Genomic DNA, 17,630 nt, shown 5'->3' with positions numbered 1-17,630 from the left:
AGGGTGCAGATCTCCGCGCGCGGCGACTACGCGGTACGGGCGGCGCTGAGCCTGGCCGCCGCGTACCCCTCGCTGTTGTCCACCCAGGCCATCGCCGCAGAGCAGGACATGCCCCGCAAGTTCCTGGAAGCGGTCCTGGCGGATCTGCGCCGGGCCGGCGTCGTGCGCGCCCAGCGCGGCGCCGAGGGCGGATACACGCTGGCACGTCCGCCGCGCGACGTGACCGTCGGCGCGGTGCTGCGCGCCGTGGACGGCCCACTGGCCGGGGTACGCGGCCTGCGCCCCGAGGAGACCCGGTACGAGGGTGCGGCGGAGAACCTGCCCGGCCTCTGGGTGGCGGTGCGTGCGGCGGTCCGGCGCGTCGTCGACGAGGTGAGCCTCGCTGAGATCGTCAGCGGTCGGCTGCCCGCCCACGTCCGCAAGCTCACCGCGCTACCCGACGCGTGGGAGCCGCGCTGACCGGTGGAGCCGCGCTGACCGGTGGAGCCGCGCTGACCGGTGGAGCCGCACTGACCGGTGGAGCCGCACCGCCCCGATGTTGTTGCTCTACAGGGTCCGCACCACCTCCGAGGTGCTGAGCCGGGGTAGCCGCTCGTGCCAGGCGTCGGGGCCGGGATGGCCCACGTTCATCAGCAACAGCGTTTCGTGTCGCCCGTCGGGAAAGAACTCCCGGTTCACGGCGTCGGCGTCGAACCCGGCCATCGGGCCGGCGGCCAGCCCCGCCGCGCGTACGCCCACCAGCAGGTAGCCGATCTGCAACGTCGCGTTGAACCGGGCCTGCTCGGCCCGGGCCGTCCGATCGGCGAGCCAGTCCCGGGCCTGCGGGCGGTGCGGGAACAGCTCGGGCAGCCGCTCGTGGAAGTCCACGTCGGCGGCGAGCACCGCCACCAGCGGCGCGCTGGCGGTCTTCGCCCGGTTGCCGGTGGAGACGTGCGGCAGCAGCCGAGCTCGGGCCGCCGCGGAGCGGAGCAGCAGGAGACGCAGCGGCTGGCCGTTGAGTGCGGTCGGCCCGTACCGGATCAGGTCGTGGATCGCCGCGACCTGGGCGTCGGTGACCGGCTCGTCGGTGAACGTGTTGGCGGTGCGGGCCGCCCGGAACAGCTGATCCTGGGCGGCCCGGTCCAACGCGAGCAAATCCGGTGTGGTTGGTGCCGTCACGTCGGCCCTCCGCCGCTGCGCTCGCTCATGCCGGCACCGGCGGGACGGCGGTGGTGTAGGCCCCTCGGTGGTACACCAGAGGTGCGCCCTCGCCGCCGTCCCCGAGCGCCATCGGCTCGGCGATCACCAGCGTGTGGTCGCCGGCCGGCACCCGGTGCACCACCCGGCAGAGCAGCCGGGCCAGCACTCCGGTCAGCAACGGCACCCCGAAGGGTCCGGACGTCCAGTCCGGGTACGTGGCGAATCGGTCGATGCCGCTGGTCGCGAAGACTGCCGCGGCTTCCCGCTGCCCCGAGGTCAGCAGGTGCACCGCGACGTGCTCGGCGCGGGAAAGCACCGGCCAGCTCGACGATGCCACCCCGAGGCAGAACGAGACGAGCGGAGGGTCGAGCGACACCGACGTGAACGAGGTGGCGGTGAACCCCGCCCGGATCGGCGCGCCGATCCCACCCAGGCAGGCAGGGTCGGTGGCGCGGGCGACCGCGGTGACCACGGTGACGCTGGTGGCCTGCCGACGCAGCAGAGTGCGGAGCAGGTCCGTGCTCACCGGTCGCAGCTCGGCCGCGTCCACCGGGGGGCGCTCCACGGTGGTCACGCCGACACCAGGGTCGACGCCGCGTACGCGCTGACCGGTCGGGGCAGGCCGTAGTGCTCGCGCAGTGTCCGGCCGGTGTACTCGGTGCGGAACAGCCCGCGGGCGCGCAGCACCGGCACCACGTGGTCGACGAAGTCGGCGAGCCCGCCGGGCAGGTGCGGCGGCATGATGTTGAACCCGTCGGCGGCGCCCTGGGTGAACCACAGCTCGATCTGGTCGGCGATCTGCTCCGGGGTGCCGGCGACCACGCGGTGACCCCGGCCGCCACCGAGTCGGCCGATCAGTTGCCGGATGGTGAGCCGTTCCCGGCGGGCCAGCTCGGTGACGAGCTGGTAGCGGCTCTGGTGGGCCTGCACGGTGCCGGCGTCCTGCAGGTCCGGCAGCGGCCCGTCCAGCGGCAGGCCGCTCAGGTCGATGCCGAGCATGCCGGAGAGCTGGGCGAGGGCGTACTCGGGGACGATCAGCGCCTCCAACTCGGCGGCGAGCGCCTGCGCCTCGGCCTCGGTGCCCCCGATCACCGGCGCGATGCCGGGCAGGATCTTCACCAGGTCGGGGTCCCGGCCGGCGGCGGAGACCTGCCGGCGCAGCTCGGTGTAGAAACCCTGGCCGTCGGCGAGGGTCTGCTGTGCGGTGAAGACCGCCTCGGCGTAGCGGGCGGCGAAGGCGATCCCGTCCGGCGACGATCCGGCCTGCACCAGCAGCGGTCGGCCCTGCGGCCCACGGGGGATGTTCAGCGGGCCGCGAACCTGGAACTCCGGGCCACGGTGCGCCACCTCGTGCACCCGATCGGTGTCGGCGAACACACCGGCGGCGCTGTCGAAGACCAGCGCGTCGTCCTCCCAGCTGTCCCAGAGCTTGACCGCCACGTCGACGAACTCAGCGGCCCGCCGGTAGCGGTCCGCGTGCGCGGGGTGGCTGTCCCGGTTGAAGTTGACCGCCTCCCGCTCCTGCGCGGAGGTGACGATGTTCCAGCCGGCCCGGCCGCCACTGAGATGGTCCAGCGAGGCGAACTTGCGGGCGGTGTGGAACGGCTCGTTGTAGGTGGTGGAGACCGTGGCGATGAGACCGATGTGCTCGGTCACCGCGGCGAGCGAGGCGAGCAGGGTCAGCGGTTCGAAGACGGCCTGGATGTTGTGTCGGGGGTTCGGCCCCACCGAGAGCCCGTCGGCGAGGAACAGCGAGTCGAGCGTGCCTCGCTCGGCGATCCGGGCCAGCTCCTGGAAATGCCGTACGTCGGTGACTCGACGCGGGTCGGTACGCGGGTGCCGCCAGGCGGCCTCGTGGTGGCCGACGCCCATCAGGAACGCGTTGAGGTGCAGGGTACGAGTCATTGGTATCTGTCCTATCCGGCGGTGACGTCGACGCGCCAGGTGGAGAAGCGACGTTCGATGGCGACGAGGAGTTGGTTGACGACCAGGCCGATGGCGGAGATCGTGATGATCCCGGAGTACATGTCGGGGATCGCGAAGTTGTACTGGGCGTAGTTGATGAGGTAGCCGAGGCCGGCCTTCGCACCGACCATCTCGGCTGCGACCAGCACCAGAATCGAGTACGCCCCGGCCAGCCGGACGCCGGTGAAGATGGTCGGCACCGCGGCCGGCAGGATCACCTTCTGGAACATCCGCAGGTGGTTCAGACCCATCGAGCGGGCCGATCGGACGAGCAGCGGGTCGACGCCCTTCACCCCGGCGATGGTGTTCAGCAGGATCGGCCAGGAGCACGCGTACAGCACCAGGGCGATCTTGGAGGTCTCCCCGAGACCGAGGATGAGCACGAAAACCGGCAGCAGGGCCAGCGCGGCGGTGTTGCGGAACACCTCCAGCAGAGGGCTGAGCAGCTCGGCGAGCGGCCGGTACCAGCCGATCAGGAGTCCGAGTGGGATGGCGGTGAGCACCGCCAGACCGAGCCCGGCCAGCGACCGGGTGAGGCTCGCCCCGACGTGCTCGGTGAGCTGCCCGGTGCGCAGCAACTCCCACCAGGCCACCAACACCTCGGACAGCGGGGGGAGGAAGACCCGGTCCACCAACCCGAGGCGGGGTGCGCCCTCCCAGATCGCGGCCAGCGCGGCGATCGCGACGGTGCGGTGCAGCACCTTTGCACCAATTGCGAGCAGACGACCGGCGAGGCGGGGAGCGGCACGGTCGGCCGCCGCCCGGGGCACGGTGGGTGGGCCTGCGAGTCGGGTGGGACGTTCGGCGATGTCAACCAACGTGGGCCTCCTCTTTGTGGCTGACGCCGGTGCCCTCGGCCGCCTGGGCGGCGCGCACCTCGTCGCGCAGCAGGGTCCAGATCTGGTGCCGGTGGTGGCGGAACGCGTCGGTGGAGCGGACGTCCTCGGCCGCGTCCCGGTCGCCGAGGTCGACGTCGATGACCTGTTTGAGTCGCCCGGGCCGAGAGGTCAGCACTGCCACCCGCTGACCGAGATACACGGCTTCGTCGATGCCGTGAGTGATGAACACGATGGTCTTGCCGGTGCGGGCCCAGATGCTCACCAACTCGTCCTGCAACGAGTCGCGGGTCTGCGCGTCCAACGCGGCGAACGGCTCGTCCATCAGCAGCACGTCCGGGTCGTACGCGAGGCTGCGCGCGATGGCTACTCGCTGTTTCATCCCGCCGGACAGCTCGTGCGGATACCGGTCGGCAAAACCGCGCAGGCCCACCAGGTCCAGGTGGTGCGCGATCAGGGCGGCGCGCTCGGCCCGGGGCACCCCCTTGGCCTCCAGCCCGAAGGAGACGTTGCCGGCGGCGGTGCGCCAGGGCAGCAGCGCGTACTGCTGGAAGACGATGCCCCGGTCCAGGCCGGGGCCGGTGACGGGCCGACCGTTGACGAGCACCTGCCCGGCAGTCGGCCGGGTGAGCCCGCCGAGCAGGTCGAGCAGGGTGGATTTGCCACAACCGCTGGGGCCGACGACGACCAGAAACTCGCCGGGGCGTACCCCGAGGGTCACCTGGTCCAGCGCGGTGACCGCGCCGGCGCCGCCACGCCGGGTGGCGCGGACCGGGAAGGTCTTGCTCACCGCGTCGAAGAGGATCTTGTCGGTGCTCACGCGCCACCGCCGTCCACGAAGGGGTTGAACCGGTTGGTGAAGATGTCGGCTGGCTTGGGCTGGTCGCCCTTGAGCTCACCCTCGGCGGCAAGCCAGTCGATCCAGGTACCGAATTCCTGCTCGTCGATCACGCCGCCCCGGCCGGCGACGCCGCTGCTCTTCCAGTACGTGATCAGCGTTGTGTCCTCGTTGCGGCCCCGCTTGCCGATGACGTCCCGCATCCGGGCGATCACCGTCTCCCGGGGCTGGCTGCGGGCCCACTCGATGGCCTTGCCGACTCCGGTGACGAACGCCTTGACGGTCTCCGGGTTGCGCTTGATGAAGTCGTCGCGGAAGACGTACGCGCCTGCGCTGAACGCGCCGAGCAACTCGTAGTCGGTGAAGAGGGTGCGGATGCCACCGCTGGCGATGGCCTTGTCCCGGATCACCCCACCGAGCACCGCGACGTCGATCTGCTTCTGCCGCAACGACTGCTCGGCGTTGACCGGCGGCAGGGCGACCAACTCGACCTGCTTGATCTCGGCGGGGGTGAGCCCGCCGCGAGCGAGCCAGGTCTTGAGCACGGCCTCGGCGTGCGCGCCGAGGGTGTTCATGCCGACCTTCTTGCCGATCAGGTCACGGGGACCACGGATCGAGCTGTCGTCGAGCACGTAGTAGCCCTGGAAGCTCTGCGCGTCGGAGCCGTAGTAGCTGACCACGGCGGTGATCGGGGCGTTGGCGGCGGCGAGCTTGACGATGGCGCCGTTGAACGCGCCGCCGAAGTCGCTCTGCCCGGTGGCGGTGGCCTGGATGTCCTGCGGGCCACCGGTCACGTTGCCGATCCAGTTGAGCCGGACGTCGCCGAGGTAGCCGAGGTCGGCGGCGAGTTCGGGGAGCGTGACCTGACCGACCGAGCCCTGGTAACGCAGTTCGGTGGCCTGACCGCCGCCGGCTGCGGCATCGCCGCCGCAACCGGCGGCGGCGGTGAGCAGAACCAGCGCGGTAACGATGGCGAGGGCGCGCAGGACGGCGCGACGGGGTGGGGACATGAGGAGTCTCCTGATCTGTCCACGATGGGAGCGAGGACGCCCGGATGAGGGCGCGAAGGCACGCTGCTCCGCGTTGAGCGGGCGGGCTGTGGGAGTGCGGGCTGGAGCCGAGCCGGATGGACCGGTCAGCTCAACAGAGCGCGCTCGCGTGCCGGACCAGGTCGACGTGCACACGAGCGGTGAGGTGAAGCTCATCCCGCTGCGACATGACCTCATGCTGCCGGGGGCGGGATCGGCCGGTCAACGGTCTTCCAGAAGGTGAGACTTGCATCGCTGCCGATGTTACGGAGCGCCCCTAGCAGCGTTTACCGTGGCGCAACACCTATCTGTTGTATAGGAATTGCCCGGCCACCGTCCAAGCGGGACGGCGAGGGGGTTTCGGAATTGACCGGTACGGGAATGTTCGATCTCGACACGGCAGGGAACGGGTGACGAGGGGAGTCCTCCGATGGGCCTCATGTTTCGCAAGCGCAAGAAGTACGGTCCGATCATCCTGAACTTCACCGAGAACGGGTTCTCCTCGTGGAGCATCAAGATCGGGCGCTGGTCCTGGAACTCCAAGGCGCGGGCGCACCGGGTCGACCTGCCGGGTCCGCTGTCCTGGAAGCAGGACAAGGCCCGGTCGTAAGTATCCCGGGAGTCGAGCGGGGTGCCGGTGATTCACCGGCACCCCGCTCGGCGTCCGTGGGGTGACGCCCTCAGCGGGCCAACGTGATGATCTCGTCGCCGGCCAGCCTGCCGGCCTCGCGGTCGCGCCGCACGTCACCCGCGTCGAGCAGGTCGGCGAGCGCCTGGTTGGCGTCGGCGGCACGGTAGACGGTCGCGGTGAGAGTGTGCCGACGCAGCTCGGTGACCGGCCGTGGCCCGCCCTCTCGCAACTCGGCCAGCAACTCACGGCCCAACGGTTCGAGGTCGGGATCGCCGGCCACGTCGACCGTCGCGCCCAACGGGTCGGCCGGGTCGCGGTAGTGCACGCCGAGCTCCGCGCCGACCGCCCAGAGCGCGTCGCGGACCGCCTCCAGACTCCGGTCGGAGCGGCTGCCGAACGCGATCACACCGGCAGCCTCGCCGTCCGGCAGCACCGGCGCCACCTCGGCGACCAGGGGGAAGCCGGCGGAGACGAGCGCGGCGCGGGCGCTGTCGCCGGTGTGCAGCAGCAACTCTCCGGTGCGGCCGTTGGTCGCGGCGGTGAGCAGCTTCGGCGTCACCGCGCCGGGCACGTCCACGAACGTGAACAGCGGGGCGCCGGCCGCCCCGCCGGCCTTCACCGCGACCGGAAGCCGGTAAGGGTCACCGGGCAGAAGGTGCACGGTGACCTCGGCGGGCAGCTCCGCCTCGATCGGGCCGAGTCGGGCCGGCAGGTCGGCGGCGCTGTCGGCCAGCACCAGCAGGGTCACCTGCCGGCCACGCAACTGGTCGGCGTGGGCGACGACCACCCGCAGCGCGGCCACCGCGCCGTCGGCGTCGGCACCGGCAAGTGCGACGGTGGCCCGCCGGGAGCGGTGCAGGGCCGTGGGCAGCCAGCTCGTCAACTGGCGGACCAGCAGCTCGCGGAGGAAATCGGTGGTCCGGTCGGTCGGCATCGGTCCGTTCTACCGTACGACCGCTCAGGCCGGGACGGAGATCCCCACCCCGCCCCGGGTCTGCCCGCCGTAGCGCTGCCGCTCGGCGTCCAGATCGAGCCGACCGATCTGCTTGCGGGCGGCCAGCGCGGCGTCGTCGAGCAGGTCGGCCGGGATCAGCCAGACCACCTCGAACTCCAGCCCGTCCGGGTCCTGCCCGTAGAGGCTCTTGGTGGTGCCGTGGTCGGAGGTGCCGACCAGCGCGCCGGCGGCGGCGAGCCGCTCGGCGGTGGCGGCCAGCTCGTCGAGGGTGTCCACCTCCCAGGCGAGGTGGTAGAGGCCGACGGTGGCCCGACCGGCGGTCGACCGCCCGGCGCCGGCGCCGATCTCGAACAGGCCGAGATCGTGGTCGTTGGTGGAGTCGGGGGCTTGGAGGAACGTGGCACCCCGGAAGCCGTCCGGGGTCATCGCCACCGGGCGGAAGCCCAGCACCTCACGGTAGAAGGCGACGCTGCGGGCGGGGTCACTCACGTAGAGGACCGCGTGGTTGAGCCGGTGGATTCCCATGACCCGAGGCTAGCGCGCTTTAGTTGAGCGTTCAACTATTGCGGGTATGATGGCGGTCATGACCCGCTGGCTCGACCCTGACGAGCAGCGCACCTGGCGCGCGTACCTCGCCGCCTCCCGGGCGCTGATGGACACGCTCGACCGCGAGCTGCAACGCGACGCGGGCATGCCGCACGCGTACTACGAGCTCCTGGTCGTGCTGTCCGAGTCCCCCGGTCGCCGCCTGCGGATGAGCGACCTGGCCAAGGCCGCCGGCTCGTCCCGCAGCCGACTCTCACACGCGGTGGCCCGGCTGGAGGCGGCCGGCTGGGTGCGTCGCGAGGATTGCCCGACCGACCGACGTGGGCAAGTCGCGCTGCTCACCGACGAAGGATTCGCCACCCTCGCGGCCGCCGCACCAGGCCACGTCGAGGGGGTACGCCGGCACCTGTTCGACGCGTTGAGCCCGGCCCAGGTCGACCAACTGCGCCGAATCAGCGAGACGTTGGCCGAGCACCTGACCGGATACTGACCAATCGTCACCGGCGCGGGTCTTGTACTTACCGTCGTCAGATGAGCACGATGGGGCGTGTCTTCCGGCTTCGGTGAACTGACTGATCAGGCGCACCACCTCGTGTCGGCCGGCGATCTGGCCGGCGCGCAGCAGTTGCTCTCCGACGCGCTCACCGACGCCGACCCTCGCCCGGCCAACGCCACCGAAGAGCTGGCCGAGGCGGCCAGCCTCCAGGCGCGGGTGTTGGTCGCCCTCGGCGAGCCGCACTCGGCCCGAGGATGGGCCGCCTTCGCGTACGCGGCCTGCACCCGACTGCACGGTCGCTCCGACCCACGCACCGTGGCCGCCGCGGCAACCCTGGCCGCGGTGCTGCACCGGGTCGGCAGCCACTCCCGGGCCGCCCGGCTCTACCAGGAAGTCATCATCGAGCTGACCGCACAGGACGGCCCGGAGTCGCTGCGGGTGCTCGCCGCGCATGCCGACCTGGCCACCGTCGAGTACGCCCGCGGCCAGTGCACGGTGGCCCGTGACCGGCTCCAGGATGCCTGGGAGCTGCACCGCGAGGTGTATGGCGACGGGCACCCCAGCGGCATCAAGATGTTGGCGCGGCTCGGGGCGATGCAGCGTGACTGCGGGCAGTTCACCGAGGCTCATGACAACCTGGCGCTGGCGCGCGAGCTGTGCCGCCAGCACCTGCCCGCCGACGATCCGCTGGCCGCGCAGGTGGCCGCCCTGGCCCGTGCGGCCGCCAATCCCGACCACGCCTGCGCCGACGATCCACCCACGGCCGGAGACACGCCCGTGGTGCCCGCCGCCCGCATCCCACCGCACGACGACGGCCCGAGCGAGTCCGGCTACCACCCGCCGGCGCCTCCGCCACACCACGCCGAACCGACAGCGGCTGGCGGGGCGGTTCCGAACCCCCGAACACCAGCCGACGAACCAGTCGGGTCGAGGGGCACCCGGTGGCCATCCGAGCCGGCCGAGGAGCACACGCCCCACAGCACCGACACCCCGGTGCCCCCGTCAGTGGTCGGGCTGGCCGGCGGCACGGAGGAGCAGCCTGGGGTGTACCGGCTACACCGACCCACCGCGCCGCCTGACCCGTACGCGACATCCGGTCCATACCCGCCGCCGGGCCCGTACACGACGTCCGACCCGTACACGACGTCCGACCGGTACGCGCCGCCGGACCCGTACGCGCCGCTTGAGCCGTACACGCCGTCCCGGCTGCTGCCGGTGCCCGTGCGCCGGGCGCCTGCGGCGCAGCGCAACCGGCTGGTGCCGGTGCTGGTGGCCGGCGTGGTCGTTGTGCTGCTCGGCGCTGCCGCGGTGATCGCCGGGGTGGCCCGGGTCGACGGCGACGACGAGCCGACCCCACCACCGGCCAGTGGCTCCCCCACCGCCCGTCCGCCGGCCACCACCGCGCCCCCCTCGGGCGGCGCCGCGCCCACATCGGCTGGCGCCGCAGCACCGCCTGGCAGTCCGCCCGGCGCGGTAACCCTGCGCGACAACCGGGACAGCATCGCGCTGAACTGGACCTACCCGGCCGGCAGCGAGGGCCCGGTGGTCATCGCGGGTGGCCGCACCGGCCAGGACCGCAACGTCTTCGCGAACCTGCCAGCCGGCACCACCAGCTACGTCATCTACGCGCTCAACCGCACCAACGACTACTGCTTCACCGTCGCCGTCGTCTGGTCCACCGACACCGTGGCCAGCTCGGAGCAGGTCTGCACCCGCCGCCGCTGACCCGCCAGCCCACACGCCTGATGACCTGACTCAGCGTGACTGCGGGCCCCGACACCTCTCCGTGACGCACCGTCAAGCGCTGCCCACCCGGCCACCGTCCCCGTGCAGCCTTTGCTCTGCTTCCACCCAGGCAACACCCCTCATGAGCAGCGAAGATAGGGACCGCCTGGTTCAGCGCGAGCTCGGCAAGAATCACGGAGCGTAACTGTTGCCTCTGTTGAAGCAGAGCAAAGGGTGCGACCGAGGTGGGTGGGGGGCAACGCCATCGTCACAGCGCGTCTGCTCCCGGCGCGGCGTCCTCTTCGGTCGCCAACGCCGGCAGCCGCACGGACACCCGTAGCCCGTGCTGCTCCTCCGCGTCGGTCAGGGTGATGTTGCCGCCGGCGCGTCGCACCAGTTCCCGGGCGATGGCCAGCCCCAGACCGGCGCCGCCGTCGTCGCGGGCGCGCCCGTCATCCAGCCGGGTGAACCGGTCGAACACCCGCTCCCGGTCCGCCACCGGGATCCCCGGGCCGTCGTCGGTCACCGTCACCAGGTGGTACGCCCGGACGTCAGGCCCGACCGACCGCGCCGCTGACGCCGCCTCGGCGGCGAGCACGACGCTGCCGTACGCGTGCCGGACCGCGTTGTCGACCAGGTTGGACAGCACACGACGCAGCTCGTCGGCATTGCCGGTCGTCCAGAGCGGGCCGGCCGGCAACACCACCCGCACCGGCGGCGACGGGTAGCGGGCGGCGGCTTCGGTCAGCAACGCGCCCAGCTCCACCGGGCCGGTGCCCCGGGCTGGTGGTGCCTCGTCCAGGCGAGCCAGCAGCAGAAGGTCGTCGACCAGCCGGCTCAGCCGGTCGGTGTCGGCGAGCAGGTTGGCGGTCACCGCCGTCCAGTCCGTACGGTCGGCGAGGCGCTCGGCCACCTCCAGCTCGGTCCGGATGTTGGTCAACGGGCTGCGCAGCTCGTGTGCGGCGTCGGAGACGAACGCCCGCTGGCGGACGCGGGCGGATTCCAGTCGGTCCAGCATGCCGTTGAGGGTGACCGCCAGGCGGTGGATCTCGTCGGCCGATGCGGGCACCGGCAGCCGGCCGGTACCGGCCCGCCCGGTGATCTCCTCGGCGCCTCGCCGTAACGCCTCGACCGGCCGCAGAGTCGCGCCCACCACCCGCCACGCCACCCCGGCCAGCAGGGCCACCAGCAGCGGAAACGCCACCAGCAGGATGGTCCGGACCACATGGGTGCTGTGCTGGACATCGGCCATCGAGCGGGCCACCAGCACGGTGAGCGGGTCGGCGGCGGTGCCGGCGGGCACGGTGACCACCCGGACCGGGCCGGCGAGCCCCACCCGCTCCGCCGGCACCTCCAGCCGCTGCCGACCGCTGCGGTCCAACTGCTCCGGGCGCACCATCGGCACCAGGCGGTCGGCGTCGATCGAGGCGGCCCTGATCCGCCCCTGCGTGTCGATGACCTGGACGCGGACCTGCCCGCCGGCCACCGGCAGTGGGTCGGGCAACGCGTCCTCGGCGGCGAGCAGGGCGACCGCGTCGGCGGTCCGGAACGCCTCGGTGTCGACCGTTCGCTGGAGCACGAAACCGAGCGTGCCGAGCAGCACCACCCCGCCCAGGGCCAACCCGACGGTGAGGCCGAACACGCCGATCGCCAGGAGCCGCCCCCGCAACCCGAGCACCGGCATCCAGCCCGGCCGGACCCGGCGGGCGGGCGCCGCGCTGCCGGTGGTCACGTCGTCAGCCGGTAGCCGGCGCCCCGGACCGTCTCCAATCGGTCCCGGCCGAGCTTGCGGCGCAGGTAGCCGACGTACACCTCGACGGCGTTCGGCGCGGTCTCCAGGCTCGCGTCCCAGACGTGGTCCAGCAACTCGGTCTTGGAGATCACCTGGCCGGGCCGGCGCATCAGGTAGTTGAGCAGCGCGAACTCCCGGGCGGTCAACGCCACCTCGGCGTCCGCCCGGGTCACCCGGCGGCGGGCCGGGTCCAGCCGCAGGTCACCGACTGCCAACACCGTCGGGCGCTCCGGCGCGCCCCGGCGCAGCAGCGCCCGCAGCCGTGCCAGCAACACCACGTACGAGAAGGGTTTGGTCAGGTAGTCGTCCGCACCGCAGTCGAGGCCGTCGGCCTGGTCGTACTCGCCGTCCTTGGCGGAGAGCATCAGCACCGGCAACCAGTGCTGCTCCGCCCGCAGCCGCCGCACCAGCTCGTAGCCGGAGAGGCCGGGCAGCATCACGTCGAGGATCATCGCGTCGTACTCGCCGTGCCGGGCCGCGTCCAGGCCGGCCGGGCCGGTCCCCGCCACATCCACCGCGAACCCCTCCGCCTGCAGGCCGCGTTGCAGGGCAGCCGCCAACCGGGCCTCGTCTTCAACCACCAGCAACCGCACAGCCCAAGGGTGCCACCCGGGTCAATCGTGACGGTTTGGCTTCCTCAGCACCTTCACAGGGCCGAGGGGGCAGGATGGCCGCAGGAGGTGTCACCATGTCCGTCCTGAGAAGTCGTCCCGTCCTTCGTTGGCTGGTCCCGGCCACTGCCGCCGTCGCCGTCATCGGCGGTGGCGCGGCGATCGGCACGTTCGCTGCGGAGGCCGAGCCGAGCCTGCCGCCGCGTACCGCAGCCCAACTCCTTGTCGATTTGCAGACCTCCCGGCTGGAGGGGCTGTCCGGGACCGTCGTGCAGCGCGCCGACCTCGGCCTGCCGCCGATCGCCGGGTTGATCCCCGGCAACGAGCTGACCACCATGCTGACCGGCACGCACACCCTGCGGGTCTGGTATTCCGGTCCGGAGCGGCAGCGAGTCGCCTTGCTGGACACCCTCGGCGAGCAGGACGTGATCCGCAACGGCCGCGACGTGTGGACCTGGCAGAGCCGCACCAACACCGCCACCCACCGCACACTGGGCGACGCCGAGGCCGCGAAGCCGGCTCCCGAGGCGATGCCGAGCCTGCCGGCCACCCCGCAGCAGGCCGCCGACCTGGCGTTGGGCGCGATCGACCCCAGCACCGAAGTGAGCGTCGGTCGTTCGGCCACCGTCGCCGGTCAGGACGCGTACGAGCTGGTGCTCCAGCCGCGCGACCGTGACTCGCTGGTGCACCAACTGCGGATCGCCATCGACGCCAAGCAGCACGTGCCGCTGCGCTTCGAGGTGCTCGCGAAGGGCAGCGACCAGCCGGCGTTCGAGATGGCCTTCACCCAGGTCGACTACCGCCGCCCCGACGCCGACCAGTTCACGTTCAACCCGCCGCCCGGCGTGACGGTCAACGAGGAGAAGGCCGAGCGGCCGGCCGCGGGCAAGCCCGGCCACGCCGAGCCGGCGGGCGATCCGCAGGTACGCGCGGTGGGCTCCGGCTGGACCACCGTGCTCGTCGCCCGCCTCGACGGAGCGGTAGGCGGTAAGCCGGCCGACGCGAAGCCAGCCGTCCCATCGGCGGGCGCCGCACCCGACCTGGACGCGTCGAAGCTGCTCGGCGCGCTCGAGGCGGTCAAGGGCGACTGGGGTAGCGGTCGCCTGCTCACCGCCAAGCTGTTCAGTGTGCTGCTCACCGACGACGGCCGGGTGCTTGCCGGCGCGGTCACCCCGGAGCGGCTCTACCAGGTCGCTCGCGGCTGATCCACAGGTGTTCGCGCCGGGTCGACCTTGCGGTTGGCCCGGCGCGTCATCGTGTCCGCCCCTGCCGCGCACATCCGGGCAGGCGTCGGCGGTCCTGAGTCAGTGGGTGACGGTCGCGCCGAGGGCGCTGAGGTAGGCGTCGGCGATCACCGCGTGGCCGGGCAGGTGCGGGTGCACCCGGTCGTCGGCCCAGCGCGTCGCCGGGCTGACCGTCAGCACCCGGTCGAACGCCGCCTGGTTGGGCACGTGCACCGCGTCGAACTCGGCGGCCAACCCTGCCACCACCGCCGCGTACCGGTCGGCGTCGGCGCGCTGCGGGACGCTGCGGTCGGCCTCGATGAGGAACGGGTCACCGAGGATCAGTCGGCAGCCGGTGGCGGCGACCGCCCGACCGAGCAGGTCACGCAGGGTTTGCTCGTACTCGTCGATGTCGACGGCCTCATTCGGCCGGTCGCCGTAGCGCCGCCAGATGTCGTTGATGCCGATCAGCACCGAGAGCCAGTCGGGGCGCTCGGCGATGGCGTCGTCGTCCCAGCGGACGGCCAGGTCCCGCACGGTGTCGCCGCTCACACCCCGGTTGACCCACTCCAGCTCCAACTCCGGGTGCCGCGCACCGACCAGGGCGCGCACGAGGCTGACGTAACCGCTGCCATAGGGCGCGGCGGCGTCGCGCCGACCACAATCGGTGATGCTGTCGCCGATGAAGACCACCCGTTGACCGGTCCGCAGGATCATCTGACGTCACCTCGCGATCACCGGCGCGCCGGCCCGCCCGGCTTGGTGAGAACCGAGGGAACGCGCTATCTTCAACAGTTCGAGGACACAAAAAAGAACGGCTAAAAGCCGTTCCTGCAAACGATTCTAATCTTTAGGGAGACGGCTTGTCAAGGCACTCCGGCGGTTCAGGCGAATTGCCGCTCGACGACGAGATCGGTCGCGAGCAGGAGTACGTCTCCATGCTCTACGACCGCCTGGACGGGCTGCGTGAGCAGGCCGCCCAACGGCTCACCGCCGAGTTGCGCAACACCGGCGGCACCCTGCAGGACCGCTCGCAGCGCGACAGCTCGGTAGCGATGTACGCCGATCAGGTCGAGCAGTTCTCCGCCGTGGAGAACGGGCTCTGCTTTGGCCGCCTCGACGGCGATGACGACTCCCGCCGCTACATCGGCCGGCTCGGCATCTTCGACACCAGTGGTGACTACGACCCACTGCTGATGGACTGGCGGGCCCCCGCCGCCCGCCCGTTCTATCTCGCCACCGCCGCCAACCCGCAGGGCGTACGCCGTCGGCGACACCTGCGCACCCGGCAGCGCAAGGTGACCGGGTTCAACGACGAGGTCCTCGACATCGACACCGCCTCCCCTGGCGCCCACGAGGAGCTGACCGGTGAGGCGTCGCTGCTCGCCGCGCTCAACGCGGGCCGTACCGGGCGGATGCGCGACATCGTCGAGACCATCCAGGCCGAACAGGACGAGATCATTCGCGCCGAACTGCCCGGCGTCATGGTGGTCCAGGGCGGCCCGGGGACAGGCAAGACCGCGGTCGCGCTGCACCGGGCGGCGTACCTGCTCTACACGCACCGTCGTGAACTCTCCAGCCGAGGCGTGCTGCTGGTCGGCCCGAACGCGACCTTCCTGCGCTACATCTCCCAGGTGCTGCCGACGCTGGCCGAGACCGGCGTGCTGCTGCGTACCCAGGGTGATCTCTTCCCCGGGGTGAGCGCCCAACGCGTCGAACCGGCCGAGACCGCCGCGCTCAAGGGCCGGGCCGTGCTGGCCGAGGTCCTGGCGCGGGCCGTGCGGGATCGGCAGTGGGTGCCGGACGAGCCGCTGGAGATCGAGGTCGAGCGGGAGGCGCTCAGCCTCGACCCGGAGACCGTGCGAACCGCCCGAGACCGCGTACGCCGCGTCGACCGGCCGCACAACCTGGCCCGCGCGTTGTTCGACACGGAGGTCGTGCACGCCCTCGCCGACCAGGTGGCCGAACGGATCGGCGCCGACCCGCTGGGCGGGGACAACCTGCTCGACGAGGCCGACCGAGCCGAGATCCGCCGCGAGTTGCGCGAGGAGCCGGAGATCAGGGCCGCCCTGGACCGGTTGTGGCCGGTGCTCACCCCGCAGCGCCTGCTCGCCGACCTGTACGCCGACCCGGACCGGATCGCCACCGCCGCGCCGATGCTCACCGACGGCGAGCGGGCGATGCTGCACCGCGAGCCGGGCGGCTGGACGCCTGCCGACGTGCCGTTGCTGGACGAGGCCGCCGAATTGCTCGGCGAGGACGAGCGGGCCGCCGCCGCCCGGCGGGACCGCATCCGGATGATGGAACGGGAGTACGCCGAGGGCGTTCTCGAGATCGCCCGGGGTTCCCGCTCGATCGACGTCGAGGACGAGGCCGAGGGCGGCGAGATCCTCGGCGTGACCGACCTGATCGACGCTGACAGGCTGCTGGAACGGCAGGAGGAGGCCGACCGGCTGACCACCGCGCAGCGGGCCGCCGCCGACCGGAGCTGGGCGTTCGGGCACGTGATCGTGGACGAGGCGCAGGAGTTGTCTCCGATGGCCTGGCGGTTGCTGATGCGCCGCTGCCCGAGCCGGTCGATGACCATCGTCGGGGACGTCGCACAGACCGGCGCGCTCAGTGGCACACCCTCCTGGGCGGACGCGCTCGCTCCGTACGTGGCGCAGCGGTGGCGGCTGACCGAGCTGACGGTCAGCTACCGCACGCCGGCCGAGATCATGGCGGTCGCCGCCGACGTGCTGGCCGAGATCGACCCCGCGCTGCGGCCGCCGCGCTCGGTGCGGGAGAGCGGCGTACCCCCGTGGGACCGTGCGGTGCCCGACGAGCAGTTGGCGTCGGAGTTGGTCGCGGTGGCCGCCCGGGAGGCGGCAGAGCTGACCGAGGGTCGGCTCGGTGTGCTCGTGCCGGCCGGCCGGGTGGGCGAGTTGGGCGCGGCGCTGACCGCCGCGTTGCCGGAGGCCGCCGTGGGCGAGCATCCGGAACTGGAGAGCCGGGTGGTGGTGCTGACCGTCGCGCAGGCCAAGGGCCTGGAGTTCGACTCGGTGCTGGTCGTCGACCCGGACCGGATGGTGGCCGAGTCCCCCCGCGGCCGCAGCGACCTGTACGTGGCGCTAACCCGCGCAACCCAACGCCTAGGCATCCTGCGCCCCACCCCCTGACCCGCAGTCGTCGATCATGAGGTTGACGTGGACTGTGATCTTCCACAGCCACGTCAACCTCATGATCACGCGGGGAAAGCGGTCAGTCGCTGATGGACCTGTCCCGGACGGTCTTGCCCGGGCCGGTCGCGGACGTGGACTGGTCGCTGGTGCCACCACTCATCGGGGTGCTCAGGCCACCGGTCGTGGCGTCGCCGGTCGTCGTCGGGGCGACCTTGCCTCGGTGCCGCTCCGGCTGACGGGCGACCCGGCGTACGCTCGCCGGCCCGGCGGTGCCACCGGTGGTGGTCACCGCGCCCTGCCCTCCGACGGGGCCACCGTCGCGCAGCACCTGCGGATCGACCCGCACCTTCGCCGGATCGTCCGGGTCGTCCTGCTGGATCATTCGCTCCACATCGGTGCGGGGCACCGTCACCGCCTCGACGGCACCCTTGCCGTACACGCCGCCGGCGATCCGATCCTCGGCCTGGCGGGCGGCGTTCTGTCGCATGTCGTCCTCACGCACGTCCATCACCTCGCAGAAGCTGTGGAACTGACTGCGTGCCCGGCCACCGGCCGACCAAACCCGGCGGGACCCGGGAGGTCGTCCACGGCGGTTCACCGTCACGCCGCCCACTGGCCGCCTGCTCGCTGCCATAGATGTCCAT

At 72.0% G+C, this 17,630-nt stretch carries 19 protein-coding genes; 6 read left to right on the top strand and 13 right to left on the bottom strand.

What is annotated here, in order from left to right; all coding sequences use genetic code 11:
• The first annotated feature begins 3 nt into the window (after positions 1 to 3).
• Positions 4 to 459: an RrF2 family transcriptional regulator gene (locus tag ACLQ28_RS13160; RefSeq protein WP_425686503.1), complete on the top strand. Its 456-nt coding sequence runs from the start codon at positions 4 to 6 to the stop codon at positions 457 to 459.
• A gap of 87 nt (positions 460 to 546) precedes the next feature.
• Here the strand turns inward: ACLQ28_RS13160 and ACLQ28_RS13155 are convergent, their stop codons facing one another.
• From ACLQ28_RS13155 to ACLQ28_RS13125, 7 genes are all read right to left on the bottom strand, one after another.
• On the bottom strand, positions 547 to 1,158 hold the full coding sequence (locus ACLQ28_RS13155; protein ID WP_425686502.1) for a malonic semialdehyde reductase: 612 nt from the start codon (positions 1,156 to 1,158) through the stop codon (positions 547 to 549).
• A 25-nt stretch (positions 1,159 to 1,183) separates the two neighbouring features.
• Positions 1,184 to 1,753: a flavin reductase family protein gene (locus tag ACLQ28_RS13150; RefSeq protein ID WP_425686501.1), complete on the bottom strand. Its 570-nt coding sequence runs from the start codon at positions 1,751 to 1,753 to the stop codon at positions 1,184 to 1,186.
• A complete protein-coding gene (locus ACLQ28_RS13145; RefSeq protein WP_425686500.1) occupies positions 1,750 to 3,084 on the bottom strand; it encodes an LLM class flavin-dependent oxidoreductase in 1,335 nt (444 codons plus the stop codon). The genes ACLQ28_RS13150 and ACLQ28_RS13145 overlap by 4 nt, the downstream gene beginning before the upstream one ends.
• A gap of 11 nt (positions 3,085 to 3,095) precedes the next feature.
• A complete protein-coding gene (locus ACLQ28_RS13140; RefSeq protein ID WP_425686499.1) occupies positions 3,096 to 3,962 on the bottom strand; it encodes an ABC transporter permease in 867 nt (288 codons plus the stop codon).
• Positions 3,955 to 4,800 (bottom strand): ABC transporter ATP-binding protein, encoded by an 846-nt coding sequence (locus ACLQ28_RS13135; protein ID WP_425686498.1) that lies wholly within the window; start codon positions 4,798 to 4,800, stop codon positions 3,955 to 3,957. Before ACLQ28_RS13135 ends, ACLQ28_RS13140 begins: the two co-directional genes overlap by 8 nt.
• Positions 4,797 to 5,828: an ABC transporter substrate-binding protein gene (locus tag ACLQ28_RS13130; protein ID WP_425686497.1), complete on the bottom strand. Its 1,032-nt coding sequence runs from the start codon at positions 5,826 to 5,828 to the stop codon at positions 4,797 to 4,799. The genes ACLQ28_RS13135 and ACLQ28_RS13130 overlap by 4 nt, the downstream gene beginning before the upstream one ends.
• A 130-nt stretch (positions 5,829 to 5,958) precedes the next feature.
• Complete coding sequence (locus tag ACLQ28_RS13125) at positions 5,959 to 6,036, bottom strand: putative leader peptide (protein ID WP_350938629.1); 78 nt, start codon at positions 6,034 to 6,036, stop codon at positions 5,959 to 5,961.
• Positions 6,037 to 6,276: 240 nt separating this feature from the next.
• Here ACLQ28_RS13125 and ACLQ28_RS13120 point away from each other — a divergent pair, with 240 nt between their 5' ends.
• Positions 6,277 to 6,456, top strand: a complete 180-nt coding sequence (locus ACLQ28_RS13120) for a DUF4236 domain-containing protein (RefSeq protein WP_088990736.1) — start codon at positions 6,277 to 6,279, stop codon at positions 6,454 to 6,456.
• Between the two features lie 70 nt (positions 6,457 to 6,526).
• On the opposite strand, the gene ACLQ28_RS13115 is transcribed toward ACLQ28_RS13120, so the two are convergent.
• Both ACLQ28_RS13115 and ACLQ28_RS13110 read right to left on the bottom strand, forming a co-directional pair.
• Positions 6,527 to 7,411 (bottom strand): hypothetical protein, encoded by an 885-nt coding sequence (locus ACLQ28_RS13115; RefSeq protein WP_425686496.1) that lies wholly within the window; start codon positions 7,409 to 7,411, stop codon positions 6,527 to 6,529.
• A gap of 24 nt (positions 7,412 to 7,435) precedes the next feature.
• On the bottom strand, positions 7,436 to 7,957 hold the full coding sequence (locus tag ACLQ28_RS13110; protein ID WP_425686495.1) for a VOC family protein: 522 nt from the start codon (positions 7,955 to 7,957) through the stop codon (positions 7,436 to 7,438).
• Between the two features lie 49 nt (positions 7,958 to 8,006).
• On the opposite strand from ACLQ28_RS13110, the gene ACLQ28_RS13105 reads away from it, so the two are divergent.
• Entirely contained in the window at positions 8,007 to 8,468 is a 462-nt protein-coding gene (locus tag ACLQ28_RS13105; RefSeq protein WP_425686569.1) for a MarR family winged helix-turn-helix transcriptional regulator, read from the top strand.
• Between the two features lie 57 nt (positions 8,469 to 8,525).
• Positions 8,526 to 10,199: a tetratricopeptide repeat protein gene (locus ACLQ28_RS13100; RefSeq protein ID WP_425686494.1), complete on the top strand. Its 1,674-nt coding sequence runs from the start codon at positions 8,526 to 8,528 to the stop codon at positions 10,197 to 10,199.
• 268 nt (positions 10,200 to 10,467) lie between these two features.
• On the opposite strand, the gene ACLQ28_RS13095 is transcribed toward ACLQ28_RS13100, so the two are convergent.
• On the bottom strand, positions 10,468 to 11,853 hold the full coding sequence (locus tag ACLQ28_RS13095) for a sensor histidine kinase (RefSeq protein ID WP_425686568.1): 1,386 nt from the start codon (positions 11,851 to 11,853) through the stop codon (positions 10,468 to 10,470).
• Between the two features lie 74 nt (positions 11,854 to 11,927).
• Complete coding sequence (locus tag ACLQ28_RS13090) at positions 11,928 to 12,584, bottom strand: response regulator transcription factor (protein ID WP_425686493.1); 657 nt, start codon at positions 12,582 to 12,584, stop codon at positions 11,928 to 11,930.
• A 95-nt stretch (positions 12,585 to 12,679) separates the two neighbouring features.
• On the opposite strand from ACLQ28_RS13090, the gene ACLQ28_RS13085 reads away from it, so the two are divergent.
• Entirely contained in the window at positions 12,680 to 13,807 is a 1,128-nt protein-coding gene (locus ACLQ28_RS13085) for a LolA family protein (protein ID WP_425686492.1), read from the top strand.
• Positions 13,808 to 13,906: 99 nt separating this feature from the next.
• Here the strand turns inward: ACLQ28_RS13085 and ACLQ28_RS13080 are convergent, their stop codons facing one another.
• Entirely contained in the window at positions 13,907 to 14,542 is a 636-nt protein-coding gene (locus tag ACLQ28_RS13080; protein ID WP_425686491.1) for an SGNH/GDSL hydrolase family protein, read from the bottom strand.
• A 146-nt stretch (positions 14,543 to 14,688) separates the two neighbouring features.
• Between ACLQ28_RS13080 and ACLQ28_RS13075 the strand changes: the two genes are divergently transcribed.
• On the top strand, positions 14,689 to 16,983 hold the full coding sequence (locus ACLQ28_RS13075; protein ID WP_425686490.1) for a HelD family protein: 2,295 nt from the start codon (positions 14,689 to 14,691) through the stop codon (positions 16,981 to 16,983).
• A gap of 82 nt (positions 16,984 to 17,065) precedes the next feature.
• Here the strand turns inward: ACLQ28_RS13075 and ACLQ28_RS13070 are convergent, their stop codons facing one another.
• Positions 17,066 to 17,488, bottom strand: a complete 423-nt coding sequence (locus ACLQ28_RS13070) for a hypothetical protein (protein ID WP_425686489.1) — start codon at positions 17,486 to 17,488, stop codon at positions 17,066 to 17,068.
• Positions 17,489 to 17,630 lie beyond the last annotated feature (142 nt).

This window comes from Micromonospora sp. DT201, from assembly GCF_049841575.1.
Classification (GTDB): domain Bacteria; phylum Actinomycetota; class Actinomycetes; order Mycobacteriales; family Micromonosporaceae; genus Micromonospora.
This window is presented reverse-complemented; position numbering and strand designations above follow the sequence as displayed.